Source organism: Paenibacillus chitinolyticus, from assembly GCF_045038035.1.
Taxonomy (GTDB): domain Bacteria; phylum Bacillota; class Bacilli; order Paenibacillales; family NBRC-103111; genus Paenibacillus_F; species Paenibacillus_F chitinolyticus_A.
In genome coordinates this window covers 2,563,163-2,579,415 of record NZ_CP173427.1, presented here as the reverse complement: position 1 = coordinate 2,579,415, position 16,253 = coordinate 2,563,163, and the positions used below count along the sequence as shown (strand labels likewise).

14 protein-coding genes and 1 pseudogene are annotated in these 16,253 nt (G+C 48.5%); 4 read left to right on the top strand and 11 right to left on the bottom strand.

Going from position 1 to position 16,253, the window contains the following annotated elements; genetic code table 11:
- Positions 1-32: 32 nt before the first annotated feature.
- Positions 33-497: a hypothetical protein gene (locus ACI48J_RS11865; protein WP_405082899.1), complete on the bottom strand. Its 465-nt coding sequence runs from the start codon at positions 495-497 to the stop codon at positions 33-35.
- A 71-nt stretch (positions 498-568) separates the two neighbouring features.
- A complete protein-coding gene (locus ACI48J_RS11860; RefSeq protein ID WP_405082898.1) occupies positions 569-2,410 on the bottom strand; it encodes an ABC transporter substrate-binding protein in 1,842 nt (613 codons plus the stop codon).
- A 125-nt stretch (positions 2,411-2,535) separates the two neighbouring features.
- Between ACI48J_RS11860 and ACI48J_RS11855 the strand changes: the two genes are divergently transcribed.
- Positions 2,536-3,780 carry an MDR family MFS transporter gene (locus ACI48J_RS11855; RefSeq protein WP_405082897.1) on the top strand — a complete coding sequence of 415 codons (1,245 nt, stop codon included), beginning with the start codon at positions 2,536-2,538 and terminating at the stop codon, positions 3,778-3,780.
- Between the two features lie 197 nt (positions 3,781-3,977).
- On the opposite strand, the gene ACI48J_RS11850 is transcribed toward ACI48J_RS11855, so the two are convergent.
- From ACI48J_RS11850 to rihC, 4 genes are all read right to left on the bottom strand, one after another.
- Positions 3,978-5,201, bottom strand: a complete 1,224-nt coding sequence (locus ACI48J_RS11850; RefSeq protein ID WP_405082896.1) for a NupC/NupG family nucleoside CNT transporter — start codon at positions 5,199-5,201, stop codon at positions 3,978-3,980.
- A gap of 4 nt (positions 5,202-5,205) precedes the next feature.
- Entirely contained in the window at positions 5,206-6,096 is an 891-nt protein-coding gene (gene rbsK, locus ACI48J_RS11845) for a ribokinase (protein ID WP_405082895.1), read from the bottom strand.
- A gap of 101 nt (positions 6,097-6,197) precedes the next feature.
- On the bottom strand, positions 6,198-7,556 hold the full coding sequence (gene dcuC, locus ACI48J_RS11840; RefSeq protein ID WP_405082894.1) for a C4-dicarboxylate transporter DcuC: 1,359 nt from the start codon (positions 7,554-7,556) through the stop codon (positions 6,198-6,200).
- A gap of 29 nt (positions 7,557-7,585) precedes the next feature.
- On the bottom strand, positions 7,586-8,509 hold the full coding sequence (rihC, locus tag ACI48J_RS11835; protein ID WP_405082893.1) for a ribonucleoside hydrolase RihC: 924 nt from the start codon (positions 8,507-8,509) through the stop codon (positions 7,586-7,588).
- A gap of 246 nt (positions 8,510-8,755) precedes the next feature.
- Between rihC and ACI48J_RS11830 the strand changes: the two genes are divergently transcribed.
- On the top strand, positions 8,756-9,739 hold the full coding sequence (locus ACI48J_RS11830; RefSeq protein ID WP_326056676.1) for a LacI family DNA-binding transcriptional regulator: 984 nt from the start codon (positions 8,756-8,758) through the stop codon (positions 9,737-9,739).
- A gap of 257 nt (positions 9,740-9,996) precedes the next feature.
- On the opposite strand, the gene ACI48J_RS11825 is transcribed toward ACI48J_RS11830, so the two are convergent.
- On the bottom strand, positions 9,997-10,887 hold the full coding sequence (locus ACI48J_RS11825; RefSeq protein ID WP_405082892.1) for a LysR family transcriptional regulator: 891 nt from the start codon (positions 10,885-10,887) through the stop codon (positions 9,997-9,999).
- A 99-nt stretch (positions 10,888-10,986) separates the two neighbouring features.
- Here ACI48J_RS11825 and ACI48J_RS11820 point away from each other — a divergent pair, with 99 nt between their 5' ends.
- Positions 10,987-11,916, top strand: coding sequence for a DMT family transporter (locus tag ACI48J_RS11820; protein ID WP_405082891.1), 930 nt, complete (start codon positions 10,987-10,989; stop codon positions 11,914-11,916).
- Between the two features lie 145 nt (positions 11,917-12,061).
- Here the strand turns inward: ACI48J_RS11820 and ACI48J_RS11815 are convergent, their stop codons facing one another.
- A complete protein-coding gene (locus tag ACI48J_RS11815; protein ID WP_405082889.1) occupies positions 12,062-12,610 on the bottom strand; it encodes a hypothetical protein in 549 nt (182 codons plus the stop codon).
- 277 nt (positions 12,611-12,887) lie between these two features.
- Here ACI48J_RS11815 and ACI48J_RS11810 point away from each other — a divergent pair, with 277 nt between their 5' ends.
- The gene (locus ACI48J_RS11810; protein WP_405082888.1) at positions 12,888-13,484 is read left to right on the top strand and encodes a histidine phosphatase family protein; all 597 of its coding nucleotides are present in this window, start codon (positions 12,888-12,890) and stop codon (positions 13,482-13,484) included.
- Between the two features lie 126 nt (positions 13,485-13,610).
- Here ACI48J_RS11810 and ACI48J_RS11805 read toward each other — a convergent pair whose 3' ends face one another.
- The 3 genes and pseudogenes from ACI48J_RS11805 to ACI48J_RS11795 form a co-directional block, all read right to left on the bottom strand.
- Entirely contained in the window at positions 13,611-14,642 is a 1,032-nt protein-coding gene (locus tag ACI48J_RS11805) for a Cfr family 23S rRNA (adenine(2503)-C(8))-methyltransferase (protein ID WP_405082886.1), read from the bottom strand.
- 540 nt (positions 14,643-15,182) lie between these two features.
- Positions 15,183-15,751: pseudogene (locus tag ACI48J_RS11800) on the bottom strand (YdeI family protein).
- Between the two features lie 17 nt (positions 15,752-15,768).
- Positions 15,769-16,233, bottom strand: coding sequence for a VOC family protein (locus tag ACI48J_RS11795; RefSeq protein ID WP_405082885.1), 465 nt, complete (start codon positions 16,231-16,233; stop codon positions 15,769-15,771).
- Positions 16,234-16,253: the final 20 nt, after the last annotated feature.

Below are 16,253 nucleotides of genomic sequence, written 5' to 3'. Positions count from 1 at the left end.
TCCTCTTGCTTTCAAATTCAAGCCGGATCTCATTATAATTTCATGTCTTGCTCCTTCGATTGAATAAAATAAATATTCCCATCATCGGACTTATAATAGCCGACATTGAATTGATTAAGATCAATTAAATCCTTGAACATATCCGGTAACTTATAATGCCAATCTATTGATGCAAGCTTACGGGGGAAATTGTCACCGTTCGGATTGGGTGTATGAATATAAACGGCATCCAAACCCGCGTCTTGTTCATGAATGCAGATCCAGCTTTGAAAAGGCTTTTTGAATCGTTCCAGCCTATTTAATAAAATATTGTACAGCGCAAGATGGGCTTTAATATGTTCTCTTCTAAGCTTTAAGCTATGTTCTCCAATCCCGCAAAAATCAAGATGGAAATGCCAAAAATCGAACCAAGATTCGTTATCCGGGTGTAAATAAAAGGCGTTAACTCGCTTCCATAAATGACGGAAATATCTTTTCTTTCCCCGAAATTTTTTCATGCTTAATCTCCATTTTCATATAAGTATCAACCATTCTACCCGAAGTAACGATCGCAGCTATCGACAGTCTGTCAAGTTGAGACCGCCGCCCCTTTATTGAACCAGATATGATAAAAATCGACCCACCCGTAAGAGTTGATTTTCACCCCGCGGACGGATTGGTGGAAGGCGGTGTTCGTCGTTTTATGAACGAGGAACACAATCGCGTGGGTCTCACGAATCCACCGTTCGAGACCCGCAAATCTCTCCCTACGCGCCGCCTCAACCGGCTCCCGCAAAATCGCGGCCGTCTCCCGGCGGACGACCTCTTCCGTCGCGCTGTCCCACAAGGCGGCAAAAAAATTGTTCTGAAGATAAACTTCCAGCTCGCGCACCTCGTCGCCTCCCAGAACAATTCCGTAAAGCTGGCAGTCGTAGCGCTGCAGCGAAGCACGGTCCGACCATTCCTCCGCATTCCGGACCCGGATTTCAATGTAAACGCCGAACGTACGGGCGCGTGCCTGAATCCAGCAGGCGTCTTCTTCGTGATAGGAATACGTGACGAGTTCCAGCACCTCTCCGGCATATCCGCTTTTCTCCAGCAGCGCCATAATTTCAGATCGGCTCTTGATGGGATAAAACGCTCCCTCCCTCTTCCCCATATCTTCCTGCGGATGGAAGCCTCCGGCGGGACATAATCTTTCGCCTTTCAGATCGGCGATCAGCGCTTCCCGGTCGAGAATATGATGAAACGCTTCCCGGAACAAAGGGTGATTGTGGGGGCCGTTTTTCCGTTGGTTGAAGACGAGCATGCTGCTGCAGCTGAACATCGTTTCCATGTTCCGCCATCCCCTTCCTCCGCTGACCAGAGCCTCCCGCCTCGCGCCGGATGTTTCTCCGTGGGACGTCATGATGGACGTCCAGTCGGGCTCTTTCAACCGCCCGGATTCCTCCCGCGGAAAAATGAGCACTTCCACGCGGTCCAGATGGGCCCGGCCCCGGAAGTGAGCGGGGAAAGCTTCCAGCACGCATCTACCCTCATTGCGGCATACGACCCGAAAAGGCCCTGTGCCTACGGGCATCTCCCCAAATGCGGCCTCGTCCCGGCGCGCAACATCCTCCGGTACGATTGCGGCCGCGATCGTACACAAAAATCTCAGGAACAAGTAATTCGGTTCCCTTAGCCGGATGACGACCGTTTTCCGGTCGGGAGAGTCCATCCGCTCAATGTCCCGGAACATCCACCCGCTGTCATAACGGCCTTGATCGTGCCTGAGACGATTTAGCGTAAACATCACATCTTCCGCCGTAAGTTCCCGGCCGTGATGGAACAGAATGTTTTTTCTCAAATAAAAGGTCCACTCTCTGGCGTCCGCACTGCTTTCCCAGGAATGCGCTATGCAGGGAATAACCGTCTGCAGCTCTTCGTCATATTCGACGAGGGTGTTGAACAACTGCCGGGCCATATGACAGTCGAAAGCATAGTAGACAAGTCCGGGGTCCAGCGTCGTAATCGAGCGGAAAACGGGCATACAAAGTGTCTCCTGCGGGGAATCCGGCACTCCTGCTGTCGAGAAACCGATGCCTTCGGAAATCCAATCCATAAACCGGTCCTTGACGGCGGGACCGCCGAACCGATTCATCAGCTCCATCGCTTCATGAACCTCCCCCTGCTCCGTGCGCCGGCGGACTTCCTCCAGCAGAAGCTCGTCGGAATCCAGCACGAGGGTCAGTTTCGATTTGTTGCCGCGGCCCTTGCCGGGCTGCCAATCGATCCATCCCTGCTCACACAGCGTGCGGACGATCAGCTTCACGTAGCGGGGCGTGCAGTGCCAGATACCGGCCAGCTCATCGACCGTAACGGGAAAAGGCTTCTGCGGCTCCCGGTCTCTGAAAAACAGCCGGAGTTCCAAAAAAGGCAGCACGGTCTGCATGTTTTCGTTCCTCCGTTTCGATAAATCCGTTATAAAAGGTGAACTGATTCCATCAAATCATACACTTTTCATCCCCTTTTGTGTAGCTATACTGAACATAACGACAAAAAAGAAGGGTGATCCCCATGAAAGCGAAAACGACAAAACGATTCCGTATTCCCTCCTTTCACCCCGTCGCCTGGGGAGTCATTATCGGGACTTTCCTGTCCCGGACAGGTTTTTTTATGACGATTCCGTTTCTCGGCATTTATCTGGGCAAGGTCAAAGGCATAGATCCCGCGACGATCGGAGCCATTCTCGGGGTAAGCTTGTTCGTCGGCACGCTGGGCAGTTTTGCCGGAGGCGCGCTGTCCGACCGCCTGGGCCGTTATCCCGTGATGATTGCGTCGATGGCGGCCTGGAGTCTGGTGTTTATCGGTTTCGCCTTCGCCGATGCGACCTGGCTGTTTTTTGTCCTCAGCGCTTTGAACGGGCTGTTCCGGAACGTGTTCGAACCTGCTGCGCGTGCCCTGCTGGCCGATGTGACACCGGCCGAAAGCCGCACGGAAGTGTTTAACGCACGCTATTTCGCCATCAATATCGGCGGTGCCGTCGGGCCTTTAATCGGCCTGAAGCTGGGCATCGGGGGCACGTCTTCCCTGCTTCCTTTTCTGGTCAGCGCCGCTATCTACGCCGTGTACGCCGCGCTGCTCCTCGTCTTTATGTTCTCGTTCAGGCATCTGCTCCGGAGCAGGGATGAGCCCGGCGCGACCGTAAAGCAAATGATGAAGATTGTTTTTACCGATAAGGTGTTTCTCTATCTGCTGCTCGGCAATTTTTTCGTCGCCGGGGCTTACTCGCACCTAGACACAACCTTGTCGCAGTACATCGGCCACGACCGGGTAGCGGTCTACTCCAGTCTGTTTATCGTCAACACATTATGCGTGCTGCTCCTGCAATATCCGTTAACCCGATTTATGAAGCGCTACACGTCCCTGACGGCGCTGAAAACGGGCTGCCTCCTGTTCGGCGCGGGACTTTTCGGTTTCGGCCTCTTTGAGAATACGGCTCTGCTCTTTCTCTCGATGATTGTGTTCACCATGGGCGAGATTCTGTGCTTCGTCGTCGGGGATGTGCTCATTGGCGAAATCGCTCCCGAGCGTCTCCGGGGTGCCTACTACGGAGCCAGCGGCTTTGCATTTCTGGGACAGAGCCTGTGCGCCTGGATCGGCGGGCTCCTGCTGCAGGGACTGGGCTTCGGTCAGGGACCGGTCATCTTCGGCATTTTGACGCTGCTAGCGTTCGCCGCATTTCCGTTCTTTCACAGAGGGCAGCAGCTTCGTGAACATCCTGCGGGTGCCAAATCCTCCGAGCTGTCCGAATCTTGCTGACGCCTCGTCGGGAAGAACAGTCCCCTTAACGGGTGCGCCTTCCCGTTTCTTCTGCCTCTAAGCGACCGGAGACAAATACAGCAAAGCCGCTCTCAGGCGTTAAGCCCGGGAACGGCTTTAGTCTGCAACAAAAAGCTTTGCAGGTTATCATGTCGAGATTGCAATGCTTCAATGACTTTCCGTTGACTTCTTTACCTCTACAAAAACATGCCGGCGATCGTACCGCTTAACAGATTAGCCAGCGAAGCTGCAATCACTGCCTTAAAGGCAAGACGTCCCACTTCATGACTTCGTTCAGGAGCTAACGATCGCATGGAGCCTATCAGGATCCCCATTGAACCTATATTCGCAAAACCACAAAGCGCGAAGCTTACGATCGCAATCGTCTTTGGTGACAAATGCTCCATTTCCTTAGCAAATGAACCAAAAGCGATCATTTCATTCATGACGAATTTCTGCCCCAAAAAACTGCCTGTTATCGTAGCCTCAGACCAAGGAACGCCGATCACAAATGCAAGGGGAGCAAACACCCAGCCCAGAATCATCTGAAGCGATAAATCTCCGTACCCGAACCAGCTTCCGATCCAACCTAGCAGTCCGTTTAGCAGCGCTACCATAGAAACAAACGCGATCAGCATGGCGATAATCTGTACCGCCATCCTCATCCCTGCCGAAGCGCCTTTTGAAATAATATTGATAAGATTATCTTTCGTTTCCGAATCTTCCTCTTCAAGTTCGCGAGAGCCTGCCTCTATCGGCGTATCGGTTTCCGGAATCATAATTTTCGCAACGATGAGACCCGCTGGAGCCGACATCAAGCTCGCGGACAATAAATAGGCTATCGGAATGCCTAATGCGGCATAGGCCACCATGATTCCTCCCGCGACGGAGGCGAGGCCGCCGACCATGATCGCGAACATCTCCGACCGAGTCAAGAACTTCATATAGGGCTTGATCATGATCGGAATTTCTTGCAGCCCCAGAAAAATATTGCCTGCCGCTGCCAACGATTCCGCACGGCTTGTCTTCAGCAATTTGCCGAGCCCTCCGCCAACGACCCGCATGAAGAACTGCATGATGCCGAATCGGTATAGAATGCCGATCAGCGGCGTAATAAACACAGCCAGCATCGCAACGCGAATGGCGAATATATTACCCGTGGCCTGCGTCTTATCGGCCAAGCTTCCGAACACGAAGGATAGACCTTCGTATCCGTAATGGAATAAGTTCGTAAACCCTGTGGATACGACCTCCAGCATCTGCTTGCCGGTATCCCATTTGAGTACGATATAACCGAATACCAGTTGAATTCCAAGCCCAACGATAACCGTACGATAATTAATCTTTTTCTTATGGTCAGACATCAAATAGGCAATCCCCAAAATAACGGCTAAGCCTAGAAGTCCCCATAAAATGCTCATGTTATCAGCTCATTTCTGCTAGTTCGTAAGCATAGGGGATGGATTGGAATGCGCCTTTGCGCTGGACAACAATAGACGAGAAGCGGCTGGCAAACTTGACCGCTTCCGCGACATGCCCGAGCTGCTTCCGTTCCTGCCTTCGCAGCTTTGTGCAGAAGGACCCTATGAAGCTGTCGCCGGCGGCAGTCGTATCGATCGCGGCAACTTTTTCGGCAGGAATGGATAACTTGCCGTCAGGGTGACAAATGAGGCTGCCCCGGTCACCGAGTGTGACGATTACGCATCCTACGCCTTGTTCAAGCAGAGCCGCTGCCCCTTGCACCATATCCTGTTCGCAGTTCGTATCGCAACCGGTGATCATGTGCATCTCGCTTTCGTTCGGGATGAGGAAATCCGTGACTTGAAGCAGTGCGGGCGGAATCGCCTTGGCCGGCGCAGGGTTCAGCACCGTAGCCTTCCCTTCTTCCTTCGCAATTGTAAAAACATGCTGAATGACTTCGATCGGCACTTCGAATTGAGCCAGAATGACATCGGATAATTGGATAATGTCTCTGGATTCTTCTATATCCTGCGCAGTAATGGCCATATTCGAGCCGGCGCTGACGACGATCATGTTGCTGCCGCTGGTGCTGAATAGGATCAAAGCTTCTCCCGTAGGCAAATCCGGATTTACGCCGACATGCTCGGTATGAATGCCTTCCTGCTGCAGGGTAGCGACCAATTGCTTGCCGTATTCATCCGCCCCGACTTTGCCGATAAAGTGTACGGAAGCTCCGAGCCGGGCCGCCGACACGGCCTGGTTAAATCCTTTTCCGCCGGGACCGACGAGCTTTCCCGATGCAAATAGGGTCTCTCCTTCGTGCGGGAGGGATTCCAGCAATAAGCTGGAATCCATATTAATACTTCCAAGTATGCATATCTTTTTCATTTTTCTCTCACTCCAATCCTATAAAACCCTCTGTTTAAATGGCCTTGCACAGCGATCATCGTTACCACTTAAGAGAACATCACGTAGGACAACACCAGCGTACTGATGATGCCGACTATAATCGGAACAGAGGTCCGCTTGATAACTGCCATCGGGCTTTTCTGAATGATGCTGCAAACGACAATGATACATGCAGCCACCGGCGAGACCGAACGCACAAGGTTCGCGATCAACTGCATCGGAATTGACAGCATCGCCCCGTCAATGCCTACGTTTTGCGCAATGGCGGGCAGCAATCCGACCGAGGCGTAGAACACCGCAAGTCCGCCGCCGCTGATCAGGCCGATGAGGGCGGTAATTCCCGAGAAGGCAAACATCAGAATCATGCCGGCGCCGTTTAAATCTTTTACCGAATCGGTCAGCATATCTACAATGCCAAGAGCCTTCAGACCGTCAACAAGCAAGCTTGCGGCAACAAGCAGCGAAACAACCATTGCAAGCCCGTCCCCCATACCCCGGAAGAACACCATTAATTCTTCGAACACTTGCTGAATTTTACGTTTACGGATCATTTCAACAATGACTGCAACGATCAGCGAAATAAACGTGATTTCCACAAGACCGATTTTGATCGATTTAACGAAGATACCGAATACGGTAATCAGAACGAGTGGAAGAATCGGAAGGAAGCCATAATAAGTTGGCGGCAAATCCGTGCGCAGCGTTCCAAGCTTCGATTCGTCGATTGCGTCGGTTTCGGGATGTTTCTTATCCATATATTTCTGCCAGAAATAATGCGCGAAGGTCATCAATATAAGCGTCGGAATCGATATGACGGCATGATATTTCATGACGTATTCCATTAAATCAATGCCCAGCGTCTGTGCGGCAATGACATTATCCGCGCCCAGCGGTGTCGGGATGATCGTCGCTGTTGTCGCAATAACGGCGCCTGCCGTCAATCCGGACATGCCGATTCGCTTCAAAACCGGGTACAGCGTAGCCATGAGCAGAATGGCAAGGCTCGAAGCGCTCGGAACCACAAGCGATAGCAAGTTACCGACTACGAAAATGACAGGGACGAGCACATAGACCGATTTAATTCCGGCTAACGGCTTCATCAAGGTTTGAACGGTTACTTCGTTCGCGCCAATTTTCGTCATATAGGATGAGAAGCCGAATAATACCATGATTGTCATACCGATATTGCCTAAATTGCTTATAAAATTGTTTGTAATCGACTTCATCGGGTCAAACCATCTGGAACCCGTCGCCGCTTCCGCGGGCAAAACGTTATGTCCCATAAATACAGCGCCGTATAAGAGTGCAATTCCTGCAACGAACAAAACAACGGTAGCATTGACTTTCTTACTGATCATCCAGCCTGCAAGCACGACCACGATCAAGCCAAATATAAGTTCTGCCAAGTCGAGATCTCCCCTCTAAGTTGTTAGATTTATTTTGCTTTCGCAATACATTCGATTGCCCATGTACGGAATGCGTCCACGTCAATATCCAGGCAAACGTTTACATTCGGTTCTTTATTGTATCGGTTTTTTTGATCCACAATCGTCGTGCCGGCCGTGTACACACCCGCATTCTCAACGTCTACGAAGTATTTCTCGGTTTTGAACAATTCAGGTTTAACGATATAGGCGATCGCGCATAAATCATGCATTTTCAGCCCCGTTTTTAAGCTGCCGCCGCGATAGTGCTGGAACATGGAATACAGCATGTTACCGGTTTCATTCAAATCGCGAATTTTGACCACATTATCGGGTGTCAAAGTTGCCTTATGGGTTACATCCAATCCGACCATTGTAATATCCAAGCCTGAGGCAAAAACCATCTTGGCCGCTTCCGGATCCGCATAAATGTTGTACTCTGCCGTCTGAGTATGATTCCCTGCTGACGCCGAACCACCCATCAAGACAATCCGTTCAATGCGTGATTTGCATTCCGGGTACATCGCCAGGAACAAAGCAATGTTTGTCAGCGGCCCGATCGGCACGAGCGTCATCTTCTCCTCGCTGTTCATAATCGTCTCACGAATTGCGTTGACGGCGTGTTGGGGATGAATGTTCGTTGTCGGCTCCGGAAACTCGTATCCACCCATACCGGACTCCCCATGAATGTGACTGCTGTCCTCATATGGCATGCAGAGCGGTTGTCTTGCCCCTCTGGCAATAGGAGTGCCTGTACCGAAGAACTCGATCAGCTTAAGCGCATTTTGGGTCGTTTTGTCAACGGATACGTTACCGGCGACGGTTGTCAGCAGCTTGACGTCCAGCGATTCATGGTGCAGGGCTACGCCAATCGCAACCGCATCGTCAATTCCGGGATCCGTGTCAATAATAATAGGAGTTTTTCTTATGCTCATTCTGCTCAACATCCTCTCAAATTGTAAAATTAAACCTTTGGCTTATTCTTCCCAAACAGCTAACAAAAAAATAACCGAGGAATGTGTAACCGGTTACCTATTTTGAGTTTATGTTAATTCAATGCGAAACTAATGTCAACAAGAAGATCCTTGTAAAACCTGTATTGACAATCGTTTGACGATACAGTAAGATAATCATATTTATTTGTGTAATCGATTACATCTTAATGAACGGGAGATGAGGGCATCGCAACGATTCGAGATGTTTCTAAATTAGCTGGAGTTTCCGTTGCTACCGTTTCTCGTGTTATTAATCAAAAAGGTTATGTTCACGAGGATACGCTGCAGCGAGTTCATAAAGCCATTAAATTGCTTAATTATGTACCGAATGACGTCGCGCGCAGCCTCTCCAAGAAGTCGACGAAGACTATTGCTCTGTTTGTTCCGGATATTACCAACCCTTTCTTTAACGAGCTTGCGCTTGCCGTGGAGAAAGTAACACAGTTGTACGGGTATACAACGATCCTATGCAACACCAATGAGTCGGCCAAAATCGAAAGGCAATACATCCAGAATTTAAAGCAGAAATATATCGATGGGTTCATCATGGCAACCAATACCTTAACGGAAGAGGAAATTGACCAGCTCGATATCCCGATGGTTGCAGTGGACCGCAGCAGCTCCCCCGTCATCCCCACCGTCACTTCGAAGAATCGGGATGGGGCTCAATTGGCCGTGCAAGCCTTATTGCGGCAAGGATGCAGCAAAATTGCGCATATCAGAGGACCTAAGGGCTTGTGGATTGCCGAAGAGCGGTGCCAGGGCTACCTTGACTTGGTTGAAAATATGCCATGGTTTACACCTAAGCTTATTGTCAATGGGAATTTCCAGTTAAAAGAAGCGGCTGAAGCCGCGAAAAAGCTGTTCAAGGAGCATCCGGACATTGACGGGGTATTCGCCGGTAATGACCTGATGGCAATCGGTACGCTCCGCGCCTTGCAGGAACATGGTATTCGTGTGCCGGATCAAGTCCAAATTATCGGCTATGACGGCATTTCGTTAGCTGAAATGGTCTACCCTGAATTGTCAACGGTATCGCAGTCTATTTATGAAATGGGCATGATCGCCGCGCGAATTCTGATCAAGAAAATTGAACAAATACATTTAGATGAGGAAAACCACCAACTGGAAGTAAAGCTTATCCAGCGTGGAACTACCCGGCATGGATAAGCCGCGGGACAGATCGACTCAAATTCGATGGAAAGCTTATTCCCCCACTTTTTTAAGCGGATTGACCAATAAAATCTACTGATTGATGGTTTAAACAAAATAAAAGCTTGGGCCAAATGCGGCTCAAGCTTTTTCTAATTTTACAGATCTCCCTTGTTATGCGGGTCACTCCATGTTGGTCATCATGAGAAAAGTCCATGTCCGACGGTGTTTTGTAGGAACTATGCCCGTCAGAACGGCTGCGCAAAAAGTGCACATTAGTGGTCCCGGTCGCCGGACAAATAAAGCTCTCTTGCGGTCTGCAGGAACAGTTTCACCCCGTGTGGAGCCTCCTTCAAAGAAGGAACCGCCAGGTGAATCTCTCTAAACGGCTGTGGGTCGATTGTCCGGACGCGGACATTAGGCGGCAGTGCCGACAGCGACAACGAAGTTTTCGATACGATCGAGACGCCCAGCCCTTCTTGAATCATGCTCAACGCCGTGTTTATATTGTGGCCGTCATATTTGGCGCGCAAAGTGGTTCCGAATTGCTGGAACAACTCGTAAATCGGCGTTACAAACCCACCTTTGCACACAATCATAGGTTCATTGTCCAGATCCGTGATATGGATTGTCGGGCGGCTTTGCAATGGATGATCGTCCCGAAGGAGTAGACATAATTCATCTCGGAAAAACGGAATCGTTTCCAGTTCGTTGATCGGCGGAATAATCCATCCGACATCAATCATTCTGGAGTGTAGCCATGTTTTAATCTCGTCTATGGTCCCTTCATACAGTTCGAATGTCAGCCCCGGGTATTTCTCCCCGATCACCCGCAATATTTTCGGCAAGAAGTGCGCGGACATAATCGGGAACGCTCCGACGCGAACGGTGCCGACTTCAAACCCTTTTTCAGCCGTTACCTCCTGCTCTACCTTATCGTAGCCGTGCAAAATATCTCTGAACATGGCAAGCAAGCGCAAGCCAATATCAGTGAGAATGACCCCGCTTTTCCGATCCCGTATCAGTAGGGTGACTCCTAATTCCGATTCAAGCGCAGAAATGGCGCGGCTTACGGCAGGTTGCGTCATATTCAATTGCTCACCGGCTTTGGTAAAGCTACCGGTCTCGACTATTTTCACAAACAATGTCAGCTGCGAATGTGTCATAACAATTATGGTATCTCCTCTATAATAAACATGCATTTTATTTATCTAGTGAGCTATTGTACCATAGGAAGCACCATCACACAAAGGAGCTGTAGAACCATGCAACTTTCGCGAACACTTACTTTTATCCTTTTAACGTTCTTAGTTATGATGTGGGGGGTGAACTGGCCGCTTTCCAAATATGCGCTCGAATTCGCGCCACCGTTGCTTTTCGCCGGCTTGAGGATCTTTATCGGAGGTCTCATTTTGCTTCTTTTCGCTTTGCCACGCTATAGGAAGCTTAATATGAAGCATACTTGGAACATCTACCTGATCTCCGCATTGCTGAACATCATTCTCTTTTTCGGCTTTCAAACTTTCGGATTGAATATGATGCCGGCCGGTTTATTTTCGACGATCGTGTTCATGCAGCCCGTTCTACTCGGTATCGGAGCTTGGTTGTGGTTGGGTGAATCCATGACCGGTTTCAAAATAATCGGCTTGATTCTCGGCTTCATCGGAGTCGCTGTTATCAGCATAAACGATGGCTCCGGGAATATTTCGTCCGCCGGCATCTTGCTCGGTTTAGCCAGCACGATTACTTGGACGTTCGGTACGATCTATATGAAGAAAACCTCAACTAGAGTCGATGCGATCTGGTTGACTACTCTTCAGATGATCTTTGGCGGAATTGTATTGTTGGTTGCGGGTACTACCGTTGAAAACTGGACGGATATCGTCTGGAACCAGCCCTTCATCTCGACGTTGTCGGTTATTGCGATCTTCTGTACGGCCTTGACCTGGCTCGTTTTCTTTCTGCTTGTCAGATCGGGCGAAGCCGGCAAAATCGGTTCGTTTAATTTTCTGGTCCCGCTCATTGCGATTGTGATCAGCGTTCTCTTTTTGGGCGAAACGGTCACTCCCAAGATGGTGATGGGACTCATTCTAATTATCATCGGTGTTGCACTGGTAAACCTCAAACTGAAATCTCTGCAAAAGCGGGACAAAAAACACATGGGGAATATGAAGGCGAGGAAAGACCACGTATGACAACATCGTCCATCTCCACGATGCCGGAGTGCATGCATAGAAGAACGTAAAGAGTTACAGCCGTTTCATAGTAAGGCAATTCGCCCCCGCCGATATGGCAGGGGGTTCTTTTTACGTACAGATGCCGGTGCACCTCAACAGTTGGTCAGGGAGCAAAGACTTCCGGATTGTCATTTCGCCAGGCGCCTATGCACCCGATTAAACAGGCCGTGCAGCTTATCATCCGGCTGCCGATCTCACTGTCCTCATAGGTAATGACGATATTTATGCCCGGCTTGCGCCATGCCAAAATTCGACCGGAAAATCCGGGCCATTCGCATTCTTCATCCAGTTGGGGCTCACCATATGCCTTTATCAACTCATCCGGTGTTGAGCTCATCGTGATTCCCTTGGGAAGATTTCCGGGGAACGGATTTTTAATTCTGTCATCCGACCCGGGCGCAAGAAAATGTATCGCGCCAATGATCCATCCATCTTCTTTTGTATAATTGAGCCCAGTCAGATCATTTAGTTTGGGTACGCGATAAAGATCGATGCGTATCGATGTTTTCACAGACCAGATGATATCGTCGTTAAAATAGCTGTTCGCGGGCGGCATTCGCTTGATGCCGAACGTTTGCAGCAAAGCTTGAACATTCTTGGGACTGTACGGATGCCCAAGCATTTCAATGAGCTGTTCAGATGGTTCTTTCATGCTTATATCCCTTCCTTTCGAGTCGGTTGCGGCAATACATCAAAGGCAGAGGCCATATTTTCGCTTGCCGTTTGTTGGGACAGCCAACTTTCTTCCACTTCCTTCCTGCTTTTTTAGTTTTAATTATCCCGAATATTCGTTCAAGGGTCAATGTCACATATCGTATAATCTATCGGCAGTATTCCGTAATAACACGAATGTACATGTTTAGTTGAGAATGGTAGTATGAGGGAACATACTTTTTAGTCGAGGACTAAAAAAGGAGAAGAAACAATTTATGAAAACCTGTGTATACATGGTCAGGCACGGAGAATCACCTAAAACGGAAGGAAATGAAAGAACACGCGGATTGACTTTAAAGGGTAGTTCGGATGCCCAAATTGTAGCTCAATTGTTGAAAGACGAGGGTATAGACACGTTCATCTCAAGTCCATACAAAAGGACAATATTAACACTAGAGGGACTAGCCCGGTCTTTGGGCAAAGAAATGATTGTTCTTGAGGAACTAAAAGAAGTCGTATTTATTGGCGATGATAAAATACTGCCTGATAAGGAAGTGTATCCGTTAGTAGAGAAAATGTTTTCAGACCCAGACTTTTCGTTGCCTGGAGGAGAGACTTTTACAAATAGTCAAAACCGTGTTGTAACTATTTTAAAAAACATTCTAAGCGAATATAAGGGGCAGAAAGTTGCTATTGGAACTCATGGAGCCGTTATGACAATGATGATGGGATATTTCGACCCCCAGTTTGACTTGGACTTTTTATTAAACACTTCAAAGCCCGATATCTACAAGATGGAATTTGATGAAGGAATATTAACTAATACAGCGAGGCTATGGAAAGCAAGTTTGCCGGAACCTAAAGGGCAATAAAACGTCAGAAGCCTGCCGTCGGCAGGCAGGCTTCATGATTTCAGATGCGTCTCCTATATCGAGCACCTATTGTTTATGACCTTGTGTCCTCAGACCCAAATACTGTTTCGGGAACCGACTGATCGATTATTCGGAGCGGTATAGCTGGCCGCATGCCGCGTTAATGTCCGATCCGAACTGAGTTCGGACCGTGACACTGATTCCCTTTGACTTCAAGATCCGAACAAACGCTTTAATCCGATTAGATTCAGATTGTTGATAGTTGTCCGGCGTAACTTCAGTCGAATTGAATGGAATCAAGTTAACGTGGTAGAGATGTTCCACAGGTCCTCTTCCCCTTAACAACTCGGCAACTGCTTCCGCATGCGCCGCCGAGTCGTTGACTCCTCGAAGAAGAATATACGCAATATACACCTTTCTCCCCGTATGTCGGATGTGACGATCCAATGCCTCCAGCACGTCATGGATTGGGAACCGGTCGTTGATCGGCATCAGCTCGCTTCGCTGATCGTCGAACGGCGAATGCAGCGAGAAGGTTAGATTGACTTGTGGAAACTCACGTGTCAGCCTTTCGATACCCGGCAGCAGGCCGATGGTGGAAACGGTAATTCGTCGATGTCCTAAACCAAAGAGCTGCGGGTCGGTCAAAATCGTTATGGCATCAAAAATATACGGGTTGGCGAGCGCCTCCCCCATCCCCATGAAGGAGACGCTGTCCAAAGCGTGGCCGTTCAAGCGAAAGTACAGCAATTGCTCGGTAATTTCTTCGGCGGTCAAATTTCGTTTCAGGCCGATGGTACCGGTGGCGCAAAATCTGCACCCGAATCCGCAGCCGCACTGCGTGGAAATACAATACGATTTCCAGCCCCGCTCATAAGTAAGTCGTACGGCTTCCACGCGCTCGTCGCCCGCAATGGCAAACAACACCTTGTTAACCTGTTTCGACGTGAGTTCTTTGACCGGAACGATACTGCAGACGTTCGGACCAAGCATCTGGGTCAACTCGTCGCGCAAAAATTGGGGCAGCATGGTCATCCGTTCGTATTCGCCGACGTTGTGCTTGAAAATCGCGTCCATAATCTGGGCATATCGATACTCGGGTTGATTGAAGTCGGACAACAATCGCCGAATCGTTTCATATTTCGAGGGTAGTCTCATGTCTTCTCCTTACTGCCGGAGAAAACGTAAAAAAAGCAACCGTTAGTTGGCACTTTGACACGTCGTTAACCAACTAGACAGAAAAAGCGCATAACGATTCAGACGGATCGCTATGTACACCTGTCGATAGATGGGTAAGCCTCCGGCAACCGAATTGTTTTTTTGTGAACCGCTTCACCTAGCAAGAACCGATTCACACAATCATCTACAACCTCGTTCTTCATCGCTTTCATCCTCCTAGAAATGGTTGATCTCTTTCATCTGCACATTCTTTGTCAACATAAAAAAGAGCCACAAGAAAGTTACCTTTCTTGTAGCTCAAAAAAATACAGCACATCCAACCCTGTGCAGGGTAGGAAAAGGATATATTTTTTGTGCGAAAAGAATAAGGTAACTTTCTTGCCAATAAAGAATAAACGAAATTATTTGTTTTATTCTTTAAAAAGCGGCAAGAAAACCTACATTATCCTCTTCAACTCCGATCGTTAAGTGTCAGCACGATCTTAACATGCCAGCTTCTGCATTGCAACATCCTAGATCTTAATCATCCAGCAGACGTCCATTATCGTTCCATTGGCCGTACATTTTGTTTTCTCTCGTGTTTGTTATGAATTTGTCTAACCTGCTCTCAAATAATTCCGGTTGATTTTTTATGCTTTGTATCGTGTCGATCCGAACTCTTTTATAAAGATCCGGAAATGCCTTGAAATTCTCATAGACATGCTTTTCCTCTTTCAGCCTTTGCTCTATAACCGGATGAATTCGAAAAGAATCGACATCCATATCAGGAAGAACTTTTCTTCCTTCGTCCGTCATCAACCCCAACTTTTCGAGACGGCGGACACGTTCTTTATTTAATTCAGTCCATGAGCTTTTTTTGCTTCGAGGGGACAGTCTCTGAGCCAGCCCCGTTTCAGCTATTTTCTTCTTGACGCCATCGATCCATCCAAAGCACAAAGCTTCCTCGACCGCATCCAAATATAAGAGCGTATCCGATTGGGCGTTATACTAACCAAGACCCAGCAGAACTTTTCAGTCTTCCAATTTTCCTGCAGCCAAAACCTCAACTCTTCTCTCGATTTAACGGGAATTAAATGATTCATTTCCATAGTTGATTTAGAACGAGTTACTGTTTGTTGGCTATTACGTTATCCAGAAACTTATCTGCGTCACTGTTAAATTTCCAGTTCACTCCAAATTTATCAACCAGCATTCCAAAGCACGACGACCAAGGAGTATTAGATAACGGCATGATGACATGACCGCCGACAGACAAACGAGCAAAGTATTCTTCCAACTTTTGCTTATCATCCATGACCAGACTAATCAGAATATTATTCCCTTTCACCAGCTCGCCTGTCACCGCCTTCATGGAAGGCAAAATGTCCGACAGCATGATTTTCCCGCCTGCGAATTCTATGGAAGACTCCATGATCATATTTAACTCATTTTCCGGCATCGGGTAGTTTGGATCTTGAGGGATATCCCCAAATTTCACTTTTTTCACTTCAATGGCGCTTATAGCCTCCGAATAAAATTCAATCGCTTGTTCAGCATTTCCATCCAAGTTTACATATACAACAGCTGCCATAAAGCAATACCTCCTTCTTG

What these genes read in the sequence shown, in the direction of transcription:
- ACI48J_RS11805 (WP_405082886.1), bottom strand. Translation starts at nt 14,642, where the DNA reads ATGAGACTACCCTCGAAATATGAAACGATTCGGCGATTGTTGTCCGAC.
- ACI48J_RS11825 (WP_405082892.1), bottom strand. Translation starts at nt 10,887, where the DNA reads ATGACACATTCGCAGCTGACATTGTTTGTGAAAATAGTCGAGACCGGT.
- ACI48J_RS11795 (WP_405082885.1), bottom strand. Translation starts at nt 16,233, where the DNA reads ATGGCAGCTGTTGTATATGTAAACTTGGATGGAAATGCTGAACAAGCG.
- ACI48J_RS11865 (WP_405082899.1), bottom strand. Translation starts at nt 497, where the DNA reads ATGAAAAAATTTCGGGGAAAGAAAAGATATTTCCGTCATTTATGGAAG.
- ACI48J_RS11815 (WP_405082889.1), bottom strand. Translation starts at nt 12,610, where the DNA reads ATGAAAGAACCATCTGAACAGCTCATTGAAATGCTTGGGCATCCGTAC.
- rbsK (WP_405082895.1), bottom strand. Translation starts at nt 6,096, where the DNA reads ATGGATTCCAGCTTATTGCTGGAATCCCTCCCGCACGAAGGAGAGACC.
- ACI48J_RS11850 (WP_405082896.1), bottom strand. Translation starts at nt 5,201, where the DNA reads ATGAGCATTTTATGGGGACTTCTAGGCTTAGCCGTTATTTTGGGGATT.
- rihC (WP_405082893.1), bottom strand. Translation starts at nt 8,509, where the DNA reads ATGAGCATAAGAAAAACTCCTATTATTATTGACACGGATCCCGGAATT.
- ACI48J_RS11820 (WP_405082891.1), top strand. Translation starts at nt 10,987, where the DNA reads ATGCAACTTTCGCGAACACTTACTTTTATCCTTTTAACGTTCTTAGTT.
- ACI48J_RS11860 (WP_405082898.1), bottom strand. Translation starts at nt 2,410, where the DNA reads ATGCAGACCGTGCTGCCTTTTTTGGAACTCCGGCTGTTTTTCAGAGAC.
- ACI48J_RS11810 (WP_405082888.1), top strand. Translation starts at nt 12,888, where the DNA reads ATGAAAACCTGTGTATACATGGTCAGGCACGGAGAATCACCTAAAACG.
- ACI48J_RS11855 (WP_405082897.1), top strand. Translation starts at nt 2,536, where the DNA reads ATGAAAGCGAAAACGACAAAACGATTCCGTATTCCCTCCTTTCACCCC.